Annotated in this window: 10 protein-coding genes; all 10 read left to right on the top strand. The window is 42.3% G+C overall.

The window, feature by feature from the left end; all coding sequences use genetic code 11:
• The first annotated feature begins 4 nt into the window (after positions 1-4).
• The 10 genes from L1286_RS10135 (at position 5) to L1286_RS10090 (ending at position 12,548) form a co-directional block, all read left to right on the top strand.
• Positions 5-1,192: a hypothetical protein gene (locus L1286_RS10135; RefSeq protein ID WP_235406828.1), complete on the top strand. Its 1,188-nt coding sequence runs from the start codon at positions 5-7 to the stop codon at positions 1,190-1,192.
• A gap of 224 nt (positions 1,193-1,416) precedes the next feature.
• The gene (locus L1286_RS10130; RefSeq protein WP_235406827.1) at positions 1,417-4,209 is read left to right on the top strand and encodes a monovalent cation/H+ antiporter subunit A; all 2,793 of its coding nucleotides are present in this window, start codon (positions 1,417-1,419) and stop codon (positions 4,207-4,209) included.
• The gene (locus L1286_RS10125) at positions 4,209-4,580 is read left to right on the top strand and encodes a Na+/H+ antiporter subunit C (protein ID WP_235406825.1); all 372 of its coding nucleotides are present in this window, start codon (positions 4,209-4,211) and stop codon (positions 4,578-4,580) included. The genes L1286_RS10130 and L1286_RS10125 overlap by 1 nt, the downstream gene beginning before the upstream one ends.
• Entirely contained in the window at positions 4,577-6,088 is a 1,512-nt protein-coding gene (locus L1286_RS10120) for a monovalent cation/H+ antiporter subunit D (RefSeq protein ID WP_235406824.1), read from the top strand. Before L1286_RS10125 ends, L1286_RS10120 begins: the two co-directional genes overlap by 4 nt.
• On the top strand, positions 6,089-6,625 hold the full coding sequence (locus L1286_RS10115; RefSeq protein WP_235406822.1) for a Na+/H+ antiporter subunit E: 537 nt from the start codon (positions 6,089-6,091) through the stop codon (positions 6,623-6,625).
• The gene (locus L1286_RS10110) at positions 6,619-6,888 is read left to right on the top strand and encodes a K+/H+ antiporter subunit F (protein ID WP_063370914.1); all 270 of its coding nucleotides are present in this window, start codon (positions 6,619-6,621) and stop codon (positions 6,886-6,888) included. The genes L1286_RS10115 and L1286_RS10110 overlap by 7 nt, the downstream gene beginning before the upstream one ends.
• A 6-nt stretch (positions 6,889-6,894) precedes the next feature.
• On the top strand, positions 6,895-7,224 hold the full coding sequence (locus L1286_RS10105; RefSeq protein ID WP_235406821.1) for a Na+/H+ antiporter subunit G: 330 nt from the start codon (positions 6,895-6,897) through the stop codon (positions 7,222-7,224).
• A gap of 246 nt (positions 7,225-7,470) precedes the next feature.
• Complete coding sequence (locus L1286_RS10100; RefSeq protein ID WP_235406820.1) at positions 7,471-9,585, top strand: methyl-accepting chemotaxis protein; 2,115 nt, start codon at positions 7,471-7,473, stop codon at positions 9,583-9,585.
• Between the two features lie 96 nt (positions 9,586-9,681).
• Positions 9,682-11,619 carry a DNA topoisomerase III gene (locus tag L1286_RS10095; protein WP_235406819.1) on the top strand — a complete coding sequence of 646 codons (1,938 nt, stop codon included), beginning with the start codon at positions 9,682-9,684 and terminating at the stop codon, positions 11,617-11,619.
• A gap of 71 nt (positions 11,620-11,690) precedes the next feature.
• Positions 11,691-12,548 (top strand): tetratricopeptide repeat protein, encoded by an 858-nt coding sequence (locus tag L1286_RS10090; RefSeq protein WP_235406818.1) that lies wholly within the window; start codon positions 11,691-11,693, stop codon positions 12,546-12,548.
• Positions 12,549-12,926 lie beyond the last annotated feature (378 nt).

The following is a 12,926-nucleotide window of genomic DNA, read 5'->3' as shown; positions in this document are numbered from 1 at the left end:
GCCCATGTATTTAAAGTGGACTTTTTATTTTACACTAGTAAGTTTGGCTGTGCTTGTTTGCAGCCACTCTTTGTTGAGCTTTACCGAGTCCAAAAATGAGCAAATTGAGCGCTACATAGCGCAAGCTAGCCGCAAATACGATCCACTTGGGGTGGAATACCTTAAGCTGGTCGAGCTATCCGAAAGCTTGTCTGACGCACAAGCGTTATCCCTTCGAAAACAAGGCTACCCTCACTTTGCGATAGAGTGGGCAATCAGACTTATAAAACAGCAACAATATGAACAGGCTTGGTTGCTTATCAAACAATATTGGCCTAGTGCTGGTAAGCCAATACAAGTGAGATTGCTAAAGCAATTAGATCTGCAAAATCATTACCAGTTGATCTCGAATATTTTTGCTGATTACCCCACCATTGAACCTTATTATACGACTGCTCAACTTGCACAGGGGGTCGATCCTGACAAGCTCAGTACTGAGGTGCTTTCTCAAATCAATGTTGTTACATTGGATATGCTCCATGGGAAGCAAAATGATTGTGCGCATCAAATCATATTATTAGGGGATACTTTGAAGAGTACGTTGCAGTTGACGCATATAAAAGCTAAGTACCAAAAAAGTGCGCTTGCAAAACAGCTACCCTATTGTTTGAGCGACCCCATATATGTGGGTAAAAGCGTTGCATGTACAGGGAGCGAAAAGGCATTTATTCGCTGTAACTTAGCAAAGGTTGCCCATGCTAAAAGTCTGGCTGAAGCTCGCCATGTAGTGGTGATGACGGAACTGCCAGGACTGGCAAATGTAAGGCATGGCATTATGTCGTTAAACTCATCACATGAATTCGAGCTATTTGTGCATGAGCTGATGCACTTTTCTTATTTCGAGGATGAGTATCCAATTCCACAGGAAAAAGCCAAGTGGCTTTGTGCAGCGCCGGGCTTGAAAGCACCTAATTTATATGTTGGTGAGCACCCGCCACAAGACTGGTACCCTAGCAAAACTTGCATGCATGGCAAGCTACCTTCCTATAAACCAAGCCACACGCTGTCAAAGATGGAATATCATGCAATTAACTTGTCAAACCAATATTTAGGTTTATGGTTAAAGGCACTAGAACAGAGCTTGATGGCGCCAAGTGATTTTCAAGTTTATCATCACAAACTTGTCAACGCTTATCCAGCTTTGGTTAAATGAGCGCTCAAATTATGAATGGAGTCTGAATTGTTTGTTAATTTTGTCTAGAATTTCAACAGCCAGTATGTGAAACCCTAGACAAGTCAAACACTAATAAAGTATAACTGGTAGACGTTATGTGTGATAAAAATGCACGTAAAAAATAAACAGAACACGATCGCCATAACTTAATCATAACGTGCATTTAATAGTGATGAACGGCATCGAAGATATAAGGCTTCTTTATGACTTTGCTTTGGATACCATTGATATCCTTGTTAGGTAGTTTACTCTCTTCATTTACAGGTAAGCTGTCTCGCAATCAGTCTACTGCAATCACCTTGATTGCTCCTACTGTGGCCCTTTTACTGGCCATTGATTTAGCTCCCGCAGTGTTTGCTGGGGAAGCTGTTCGTGCAACACTAGATTGGGTGCCAATACTCGATCTGGATGTGTCTTTCCGTTTAGATGGTCTGGCACTTTTATTCGTATTTATGATCTTGGGAATTGGCATACTTGTTATTTTTTATGCACGTTATTACCTAAGTGAAAATGACTCAATGCCTAAGCTGTATGCATACCTGATGTTATTCATGACGGCAATGCTTGGTATTGTAATGTCTAACAATGTACTGCAACTATGGGTGTTCTGGGAACTGACCAGTATTAGCTCTTTTCTGTTGATCAGTTATTGGTGGCATAAATCAGAAGCGCGTAAAGGCGCTAAAATGGCATTAGCGATCACCGGTGGCGGTGGTTTGGCGTTATTAGCGGGTTTGTTATTACTCGGCAATATTGTTGGCAGCTATGACTTGGACATCATCCTTGCAAGTCGTGAATTAATTCAATCGCATGATTTATATGAAGTAGCATTGGTACTTGTGTTACTCGGCGCTTTTACTAAGTCAGCGCAATTTCCTTTCCATTTCTGGTTGCCACATGCAATGGCTGCACCAACGCCAGTCAGTGCCTACTTGCATTCGGCGACAATGGTTAAGGCGGGTATTTTCTTACTTGCACGCTTTTATCCGGCATTGGCTGGTACCGAAATTTGGTTCATCCTGGTTGGCTTAACAGGCCTTGTGACGCTCCTTGTGGGGGCTTATATCGCATTGTTCAAGCACGACTTAAAGGGGTTGCTAGCCTTTTCTACTATCAGTCACCTTGGTTTAATTACGTTGTTACTTGGTCTAGATACTGAGTTGGCAACAGTTGCCGCGATCTTCCACATTATTAACCATGCAACCTTTAAAGCTTCGCTATTTATGGCCACAGGGATAATTGATCATGAGACGGGCACAAGAGACATGCGTAAACTCAACGGAATGTGGCGTTTTATGCCTTATACTGCGACCTTGGCTATGGTTGCTGCGGCCTCTATGGCGGGGGTACCGTTATTAAACGGCTTCCTATCCAAAGAAATGTTTTTTGCTGAGACCCTTCACCAGCAATTACTTGGTTCGATGTCATGGCTTATCCCCATTTTGGCGACCATCGCAGCGGCCTTTTCAGTTGCTTACTCGGCAAGATTTATTCACGATGTTTTCTTTAATGGCGATCCGATTGACTTACCTAAAGAGCCTCATGAAGCGCCACGTTACATGCGAGTGCCAATTGAGATTTTAGTTGCGCTATGTTTGATAGTGGGCATGTTTCCAAACTTTGTCGTGGATGGTATTTTAAGGTTGGCTTCAGGTGCGGTATTGGGAGGAGAGCCACCTGAATTCTATATTGCGATTTGGCATGGTCTTAACTTACCTTTGTTGATGAGTGCGATTGCTGTTTGTGGTGGTCTACTTATTTACACGCAGCGGAAATATTTGTTCCAGTTCCAAGCTTCTTTACCGCCGATTAATGCGAAGAAAGGCTTTGAAAAAACCATGCATTCAGTGGTCGTTTGGAGCCAAAATAAAATCAGTGCTATTGAAAACGGGTCTTTGCAACGTTATTTGATGCTTATGCTATTGGTGGTTCTGTTGAGCGCCGGCTGGCCACTGTTTGAAATGAGCCAACTTGTTGGTCAAAATCAGCTCACTCCAGTTGATATTCACAATGGTATTGGTGCCGGTTTATTAATGATTGGTGCGATCGGCACGGTAATTTGGCATCGTACGCGAATGGTGGCATTACTCATGATTTCTGTGGTCGGTTTGATGGTGTCAGTGGCATTTACGCGCTTTTCTGCGCCAGACCTTGCTCTCACGCAACTTACCGTAGAAGTGGTTACCATTATACTGTTAATGCTGGCATTGTTCTTCCTGCCTCAAAAGACCCCCAAAGAGTCAAGTTCTATTCGTACTTTAAGAGACTTAGGTATTGCGTCAGCAATCGGTGTGATTGTAGGCAGTATTTGTTATGCATTAATAACACGTCCATTGACCTCTATTTCGGATTTCTTTGTTGCAAATGCCAAGACTGGTGGGGGTGGCACCAATGTAGTTAACGTTATTTTGGTTGACTTCCGTGGCTTTGACACACTGGGTGAGATCGTTGTATTGGGTATTGCCGCCTTGGGTATTTACAAACTGATAATTCACTTGCCGTTGTTTATGCCAGGTAGTGATTCTGAAGGTAGACCTTGGGCGAAAGAGCGTTATCCACTGTTGCTAGCGTCTATTTCACAAAGCTTATTGCCGCTTGCTTTATTAGTGTCCTTTTACATCTTCCTGCGCGGACATAATTTACCAGGCGGAGGCTTTATTGCTGGCCTAGTAACGGCGATTGCGTTTATTTTGCAATATATTGCTCATGGTTCTAATTGGATAGCGGAGCGCTTTACGCTGAACTATCGTAAAATTATTGCTTCCGGTATCGCGATTGCGATGCTTTCAGGGCTAGGTAGTTGGGCCTTTGGTCGACCATTCCTAACAACGTGGTTTGATTATTTTGACATTCCTTTGATTGGCGAAATAGAACTCGCTAGTGCCTTAGTATTTGATTTAGGTGTATACATTACGGTCGTTGGCGCGACACTGATGATCTTGGCTAGTTTAGGTAAGGTCACAGCAAATACATCGAAAGAAGAGGTGAACATTTAATGGAGCTTTTGTATTCTTCATGCGTAGGTTTACTTGTGGCCTGCGGTGTATTTATGATTTTGCGCGCTAGGACTTTTCCTGTCGTGCTCGGGTTAACGATGCTTTCTTACGCTGTAAACTTGTTTCTGTTTGCGTCAGGCCGGTTATCAATGAACCAAGCCGCCGTTTTAGGTTACAGCGAAAGTTACGCAGACCCACTCCCTCAAGCGCTGGTTTTAACTGCAATTGTAATAGGTTTTGCAATGACGGCATTTGTCGTGATCCTCGCAATTCGAGGTCGTGCAGACTTGGGGAACGACCATGTTAATGGCACCGTACCTGATAAGCCAAAAGCAGTTTCTCGACAAGTAAAGGAGCAGGGTAAAGCATGAGTCAACATTTAACATCTTTACCTGTCTTATTACCAATGCTGGCGGCAATCCTCATGTTAATGCCGCCTTGTGGGAAAAATCTCCAGATAAGGCGTTATGTTTCAGTTATTATGGGGCTTGTCAGCACAGTTGCATCAGTGAGCTTGCTGGCATATGTTAAAACCCATGGTACGCAAGTGTATGCAATAGGTGATTGGTCTGCACCATTTGGTATTGTACTTGTTGCTGATCCGTTATCGACATTGTTGGTTTCTCTTACTTCCTTTTTGGGCTTTGTTTGTGCGCTTTATAGCTGTGCAGGCGACGATGAACAGGGAAGCTTTTTCCACCCGTTGCTACATTTCCTAATTTTAGGCGTAAATGGCGCATTTTTGACGGGCGATGCTTTTAACTTATTTGTGTTCTTTGAAGTATTGCTTATCGCGTCATATTCGTTGCTTATGCATGGTGGAGATAAGCGTAATACTCGCGCAGCACTACAATATGTCATTTTAAATCTCGTTGGTTCTTCCGTGTTCTTAATTGCTTTAGGTATCTTGTACGGTACGCTAGGCACGCTAAATATGGCGGATATGGCAACGAGAGTGATGGAGCTGCAGGGGGATGATGTCTATCTTGCCAAAATTGGTGGCTTATTGTTGCTTGTTGTCTTTGCATTAAAAGGCGCGTTGTTACCGCTTCATTTGTGGTTACCCAACACATATTCAACCGCAATGCCGGTCGTTGCTGCTTTGTTTGCCATCATGACTAAAGTAGGCGTGTATTCGATGATGCGCGTGTATACTTTAATTTTTGGAGAGCAAGCTGGTGAGCTAAGCCATATGGCTCAGCATTGGCTTTGGTGGTTGGCAATTGCGACCATCGTAATGGGAGCGATTGGTGTGCTAGCTAGCCAAGATTTAAGGAAGATGGTAGCGAATTTAGTGGTTGTCTCCGTGGGCACTTTGGTTGCATTGGTAGCAGCTCAAACCATCGACAGTAGCGCAGCTGCGATATACTATTTAGTGCATTCGACACTGGTGTCTGCGGCTTTATTCCTGATTGCAGACTTAGTGAGCAGACAACGAGGCAAAGTAGCGGATCGCATTACAGCAGGTCGTCCTGTCGCACAACCTTTGTTTTTAGGTGGCGCGTTCATTTTTGCTGCGGTCACTGTTATTGGCATGCCGCCGCTATCTGGCTTCGTTGGTAAGGTGTGGATTTTAAAATCGACACTTGAGTCAGCGCATGGGCATTGGTTTTGGCCAATTTATCTGATCGCGAGCTTAGCAGTCTTGGTGTCTGTGTCAAAAGCAGGTAGTACTGTGTTTTGGCATCATACTGGCAAAGGGGAAGCAAATACTGAAGAAAAAGCGCACCTTGTACAAGTTGTTGCTGTGCTCATGCTTGTTGCTGCGTCACCTTTGATGGTTATTTTTGCAGGCCCAATGTCTGATTATGCCCAATTTGCTGCAGTTGAGTTACATAACTTTTACGGCCTTATTCAACATGTATTAGGAGGCAAGTAAATGAGATTAGAAGCTAAATATAGATGGCTACCAACGCCATTTAGAAGTCTCCTACTATTTTTGGTGTGGCTGCTTCTAAATAACACAGTTGCACTGGGACATATTATTCTTGGTCTAGTCTTAGCAATCGTGATCCCACTGATCACACACCCTTTTAGAACCAAGCAACCTCTTGTTGTTAGGCCTTTTAGAGCTATAAAGCATTTAATGTTGGTGTTATACGATATTTTGACTGCCAACATTGAAGTTGCGATAAAAATACTCGGCCCGACTAAAAAGCTAAAACCCGGATTTGTAAAAGTACCATTGGATCTACAAGAGGCTATGCCTATCACTATTTTGGCTAGCACTGTGTCGTTGACACCGGGTACCGTGAGTGCGGAAGTTTATCCGTGGCCAGAGACACTAGAAGATGAAAATGAAGCATGTCAGAAATTTTTATTAATCCATGTTTTGGACCTAGATAATGAGGAAGCATTGATCGCGACAATCAAATCACGTTACGAAGCGCCATTGAAGGAGATCTTTGAATGTTAGATACGATCATCTTAATTGTATTTGCCATGATTGGTTTAGCATTATTGCTGAACTTGTGGCGTTTAGTTGTTGGTCCATCAGTGCCTGATAGAATTTTGGCGTTGGACACAATGTATATCAACACTATTGCGTTGATAATTTTATACGGTATGAGTATGGGGACTTCCCTATATTTTGAAGCGGCACTACTGATAGCGTTACTGGGCTTTGTAAGTACCGTTGCTGTTTGTAAATACCTGCTTCGCGGCGATATTATCGAGTAAGGGCAAATGATGGATATTGTAATTTCAATTTTGCTTTTGATGGGCGGCGCGCTTGTTTTAGTTGGCTCAATCGGTTTGGTAAAAATGCCTGATTTCTTTATGCGATTACATGGGCCAACAAAAGCAACGACGTTGGGTATGGCGTGCTTGCTATTCGCCGCAATGGCTTACTTTAGTCAATATGGTGATGGGTTTACTCTAAAAGAGATTCTGATATCTCTATTTTTACTCATCACCGCGCCGATTAGTGGCTATATGCTAATTAAGTCAGCCATTCACCACCGGATAGATTCTACCGAGAAAACTACCGGCAAAGACAATATAGAAGAAGATTAAAAACTTCGTAAAAAGCTCGACATTAAGTCGAGCTTTTTTTTGGGACTAACGCTACTTGTCATGTAACCCTTCACTCGTTAATTTTGTTCTTGCGAATTATCTTTTCATGAATTAAGTTTAAAAAATTCATAAATTTAAAATATGCAAAATATAATATTTTAGAATTTATAAGATTGGAAATACGCAATAAGCCTGAATGATAAACTCATTGCACAGTAGGAAACTCAGAAAAAAATAAGGTCGTATATGCAGCAGATGTCTATTAAAAGAAAGCTGATGTTATTTGTCACTGCGTTAGTTGTGGCTATTATTGTGATCCTAGTGATGACGACTTGGCTTCACTTGCAAGAAGAGAATGAAAAACAAAGTGAGCAGGTACAAGCGCTGGTCTTAAAAGAAATCCGAGCGGGGTTGATTGCAAGAGGACAATTTTATAGTCAGCAAATATCGGGCTATCTAAACGAGGCATATCGAATTCCAAATTCTCTAGCAGGTGCAATCGAAGCAACTTTAAACAGCCCATTAGAACGTTCTGGAGTAGAATCGTTGTTGCGCGGCGCAATAAACAAGAATAACAATGTATCTTCAATTTATAGCCATTTTGAAAACAATGCTTATGATCGAAAAGATAGTCAGTTCACCGATGGTGCTTCGCACTCTGTCCCAGGAGCGGGCTCATTAGAGCTTTATTTTACGCGTGAAAGCAGTGGTGTTGTTCAACACCAAATAGAATCCGCAGACGCAAAGTATAGCGATACACGTAACGAGTTTGGGATACGTGAATCAGAGTGGTACTTGTGTGCTAGAGATAACAACATCCCCTGTATGATGGAACCATATGTCTATGAAATCTCGCCGGGTAATAGCATGTTGATGACGTCACTGACAGTACCGATTCAAGACAGAAATCAATTTAAAGGGCTCATTGGTGTTGATGTTAATCTACCTGAGTTACAAAAACTGGTTGAAGAGTTATCGAACTCTTTATATGAAGGCGAAGCGCAAGTATCTCTGCTAAGTGAAATGGGGCTGATCGCCGGTGCGAGTCATCATGCAGGCGCTTTAGGTAGACCTTTGTCTGAGGTAGTGAATCAAAGCCTAGCGCAAAATCTACAAACGTTGCATAAAGGCAATGGTTATACTGAAGTAGGCGATGACATAGTGACTTCGGTGCCAGTCGATATTGAATTAGCGGGTGTAACCTGGTCATTGGTGATTCAAGTACCAAAAGAAAAAGTCATGGCGTCGGCTTATACAATCAGTGCGCAACTCTATGAGTCTGCAAATGACTTAGGTGTTTGGATGACAATTTTAGGCCTCATCGTCGTGGCAGTGGCAATTGGGTTTAGCCTGTTTTTAATCAATACGATTACGGGCCCGCTTTCTTATATTGAATCGAGAGTTGACAACTTGGCATCCAGTGAAGGTGATCTAACCCATCAATTAGAAGTGAGTCATCATGCTGAATTGATCTCGTTGGCGGCTGGTTTTAATCGCTTCACCAATAAATTACGGGGTATGATTGAAGACCTTAAAGCATTGGCTCACCAATCATATCAGCAATCTCATGTGACGACAGAAGCTGCAATTAATATCAAAAATAAGGTGTCTAACCAACACATTGAAATAGATAATGTAGTAACGGCGATTAATGAGTTAAGTGCGACTGCGAGTGAGGTGGCAAGAGCATCTGAACAGGCTGCTAGCACAACAGACAGTGCCGTAAGGACAGTACAAAGTTGTGAGCAAGATATTGTTCTTACAACTCAAACTGTTGATGAAATAGCAGAACAAGTTTCAGTCGCGCAAGATGCCTTTCAACGCGTGGCTGAGAGAAGCGGGGATATATCAAAAATATTGGATGTGATCCGTTCGATAGCGGAGCAGACTAACTTGCTGGCACTCAACGCAGCGATAGAAGCTGCTAGGGCCGGTGAACAAGGTCGAGGTTTTGCCGTGGTGGCTGACGAAGTGAGGTCACTGGCATCGAAAACACAGGCTTCGACAGATGATATCAGTACTTTAATAGAAAACTTGCAAAATGAGATCCATGGCTCTGAAGAAATTATTGAAAAAACAGTCGGTAAAGGCCATAGCGCGACGACTTTGTGCCAAAAGGCTGCTACGTCAATGAGCTCTCTGGTATCTGAGTTATCTAACATATCGCATGAAGTGACCCAGATAGCAACATCAGCAGAAGAACAAAGCATGGTCACGGAAGAAGTGAACATGAATATGACCGGTATTGCGGATGCGGCAAAAGAGCTAGCTGGTTACGCAGACGAGGTTGAGCAAGCTGCAAGCACCATGACTCAGCTTATGGAGCAAAAGCATCAACAACTTAACTTTCTGAAAACTTAGAGATGTTTTGAGGGTTGTATAAGTAATTAAACTGCACTGGCATTATAACACTGGGTTAGCTAGAATAACTGTAAATATATACAGTTAACAAGTGATATGAAGCTTTACATTGCAGAAAAACCTTCTTTAGGCAGGGCGATAGCTGAAGTGCTGCCTAAACCACATAAAAAGCAAGACGGATTCATTGAAGTTGGCAATGGGGATTGTGTGACTTGGTGTATCGGACACCTTTTAGAGCAAGCTGAACCAGAAGATTACGATCCTCGATATAAAAAATGGGCGACCCAAGACCTTCCAATTGTCCCATCTGAGTGGAAGTTTAAAGCTAAGCCAAAAACCAAAAAGCAACTTGCAACTGTAAAGCGCTTAATCAAAAGCGCGGGTGTGGTGGTACATGCAGGGGATCCAGATAGGGAAGGGCAATTACTTGTTGATGAAGTGATTCAAGAGGCAAAACTCTCTAAAGCTAAAAAGTCCACTATAGAACGTGTACTCATCAGCGATCTTAATCCAAATGCTGTTAGAAAGGCACTGCAGAAGTCTAAATCCAATACAGAGTTTATGGCATTAAGTATCTCTGCGTTGGCGAGGGCCCGCGCAGATTGGTTATATGGTATGAATTTGACCAGGGCGTTCACACTGGCAGGACAAAAAGCGGGTGTGCAAGGTGTGTTGTCTATTGGCCGAGTGCAGACTCCTGTATTAGGGCTCGTGGTGCGTCGCGATGAGGAAATTGCCAATTTTGTTTCAAAGCCTTTTTATGAAGTTAAGGCAAATATATCAAAGGAAAGTGGCGAACAATTTGAAGCGAAGTGGCAACCCAGTGAAGCCTGTCTACCCTACATGGATGAAGAAGGCCGTGTACTCGTTAAAGGGCTTGCTGAGAATGTAGCTCGAAGAATTACGAATCAGCCAGCCGAATTAACAAAACTAGATAAGGTGCCCAAGAAACAAAACCCACCTTTGCCATACAATCTATCAGCGTTACAGATCGATGCAAACAAACGTTTCTCTATGTCTGCTAAGCAAGTATTAGATATTTGTCAGGCTTTGTACGAAAAACACAAATTGATCACTTACCCAAGGTCAGACAACCGATATTTACCGAATGATCACTACTCAGAGCGTAAAGATGTGCTGGCAGCAGTGGTTAATAACAATGGGTGCGAAGAGAAATTAGTCTCAGGCGCGAACACTTCTTTAAAGAGTAAATGCTGGAATGACAAAAAAGTCGAAGCACACCATGCCATTATTCCGACTAAAAAGTGTTTAACGTCAGCACAATTAGGCCATCAGGAATTACAAGTCTATGGCCTTATTTGTACACAATACCTTGCGCAATTTTATCCCGCTTACGAGTATTCACAAACTAAAGCCTATTTGACGATTGCCGGTGGCCACTTTATTGCTAAAGCAGATACCGTCATTAACAAGGGGTTTAAAGTTTTATATAAGAGTAAAAAAGCAGACTCAGAGCTCAAAACACAGCTACCAATGTTAGAAGTCGGAGAACCATTACATTGCAATGAAGGTGTTGTTAATGAGAAAAATACTCAGCCGCCCAGCCACTTTACTGAAGCTACACTCCTGAGCGCGATGACTGGTATTGCTCGCTATGTAAAAGACAAAGATGTCAAAAAAGTGCTTAAAGAAACAGACGGCTTGGGTACTGAAGCAACTAGGGCGGGTATAATCGAGTTACTCTTTAAAAGAGGTTTTTTACAACGAGAAGGCAAATCGATCAAATCTACTCAATTAGGTTGTGGGTTGATTAATACGATCCCTGTTCATTTATCTTTGCCAGATAGAACTGCTTTATGGGAATCTCAGCTTACTAATATTGCTCAAAAGTCGGCTTCTTATTCGCAGTTTATGACACCACTTGAGTCGGAACTTTCAGATTTAGTTAGCTTGTCTCAATCTATAAATACAAATGCCCTTAAAGGTGTGCAGGCACCCAACCCGTTTAAGAAACGGGGGGGCGGAAAAGGGCGCCGCAAGACTACCCGACACAAAACTAAAGCAAAGAGTTGAGAACTATTGGCTTGTAAAGTGTAAACCTGACACTATATAGCAATAAGAATTGAAATAAAGAATGCTCAGTTATGGAAAATAAAATCACGTTAACACCAGAAAATATTCAACAAGTTCTCGCTTCTTCAAGTGCTGAACATCTTGTGCTTTTAAGTTTTTATAGTACGCAGCACCCTGATTGTGTTGCTCAAGCCGCGATTCTGGATGAACTGGCGACGCAGTATAGTTCGAGTATCACAATTGCGACATTGGACTGTGATCTACAACAGGCTTTGGCTGGGCAGTTAGCTCAGCAAGTTGGTCTTCAAGCGTTACCAACCGTGGTGGTACTAAAAGGCGGTGCACCTGTTGATGTGCTTGCTGGCCCAAAAAGCAAAGAAGAAATTACTCAAGTATTGACTGAGCATCTCCCTTCACCAGAATTAATTCTATTGGAACAAGCAAAGCAAGCTCTAGTGAATGGCGATTTGAACAGTGCATACTCACATGCTAAGCAGGCCTATGATGTTGCTAAGGGTAACCCAAGAGTTAACTTAGTTTTTGCTGACATCTGTATTCAAATTCAGAAAATTGATGACGCAGAAGCGTTATTGTCAACGATCCCTGAAGATCAGCAAGATGCGTATTTTAATAATCTACAGACTAAGCTCTCACAAGCTAAAGAAGCCCAAGACTCTCCAGAAGTGAAGAGACTAACTCAAGCGGTTGCAGAAGCGCCAGAGGATCTAGCGTTAATGTGCCAGTTAGCACAAGCACAAGTAGAAGCGGGTAAAAAAGAAGATGCATTAGCGTCTTTGTTTAAAGTATTAAGTAAAGACCTATCTTTTGGTGAAGCGAAGAAAGGGTTTCTAGATATTATTGCTTCATTACCAGAGGGCGATGGCATTGCAGCTACGTATCGTCGTAAACTATATAGCCTACTCTACTAGTAATAATAAGTTCTCAGCACAATAGAAATTGTGCTGAGAAAATGTTTGCAAGATCTCAGATTTGTACAATACTTAAGGTCCTTTTCGGAAAAATGTGTCATTTTGGTTAAATTATAATGACATCAGGTGTGGTTTTAGGCTGTTTTGATGGTAATTTGTTCGAAATGGTTATTTTTATAAGTTTTTTCAAAAAACACTTGATCATATTTTGGATCTCCCTATAATGCGCACCCACTGACACGGCGGGATGCAGCGAAAAACGCAAACCAAAGTGAAGGTCAAAGTTAAATTGAAAGGTTGATTTAAAAAATTAAATTTTCTAGTTGACTTTAAAAGTGAAGCGGTTAATATGGCGCTCCACTTCGCAGCAAAGCGCTG

The sequence above is a fragment of the Pseudoalteromonas sp. SMS1 genome, assembly GCF_021530565.1.
Taxonomy (GTDB): domain Bacteria; phylum Pseudomonadota; class Gammaproteobacteria; order Enterobacterales; family Alteromonadaceae; genus Pseudoalteromonas.
The sequence above is the reverse complement of the archived record's forward strand: the minus strand, read 5'-3'. Positions and strand labels throughout refer to the sequence as shown.

Coding starts and splice junctions, on each gene's coding strand:
- L1286_RS10135 (WP_235406828.1), top strand. CDS start 5: ATGTATTTAAAGTGGACTTTTTATTTTACACTAGTAAGTTTGGCTGTG.
- L1286_RS10130 (WP_235406827.1), top strand. CDS start 1,417: ATGACTTTGCTTTGGATACCATTGATATCCTTGTTAGGTAGTTTACTC.
- L1286_RS10125 (WP_235406825.1), top strand. CDS start 4,209: ATGGAGCTTTTGTATTCTTCATGCGTAGGTTTACTTGTGGCCTGCGGT.
- L1286_RS10120 (WP_235406824.1), top strand. CDS start 4,577: ATGAGTCAACATTTAACATCTTTACCTGTCTTATTACCAATGCTGGCG.
- L1286_RS10115 (WP_235406822.1), top strand. CDS start 6,089: ATGAGATTAGAAGCTAAATATAGATGGCTACCAACGCCATTTAGAAGT.
- L1286_RS10110 (WP_063370914.1), top strand. CDS start 6,619: ATGTTAGATACGATCATCTTAATTGTATTTGCCATGATTGGTTTAGCA.
- L1286_RS10105 (WP_235406821.1), top strand. CDS start 6,895: ATGATGGATATTGTAATTTCAATTTTGCTTTTGATGGGCGGCGCGCTT.
- L1286_RS10100 (WP_235406820.1), top strand. CDS start 7,471: ATGCAGCAGATGTCTATTAAAAGAAAGCTGATGTTATTTGTCACTGCG.
- L1286_RS10095 (WP_235406819.1), top strand. CDS start 9,682: ATGAAGCTTTACATTGCAGAAAAACCTTCTTTAGGCAGGGCGATAGCT.
- L1286_RS10090 (WP_235406818.1), top strand. CDS start 11,691: ATGGAAAATAAAATCACGTTAACACCAGAAAATATTCAACAAGTTCTC.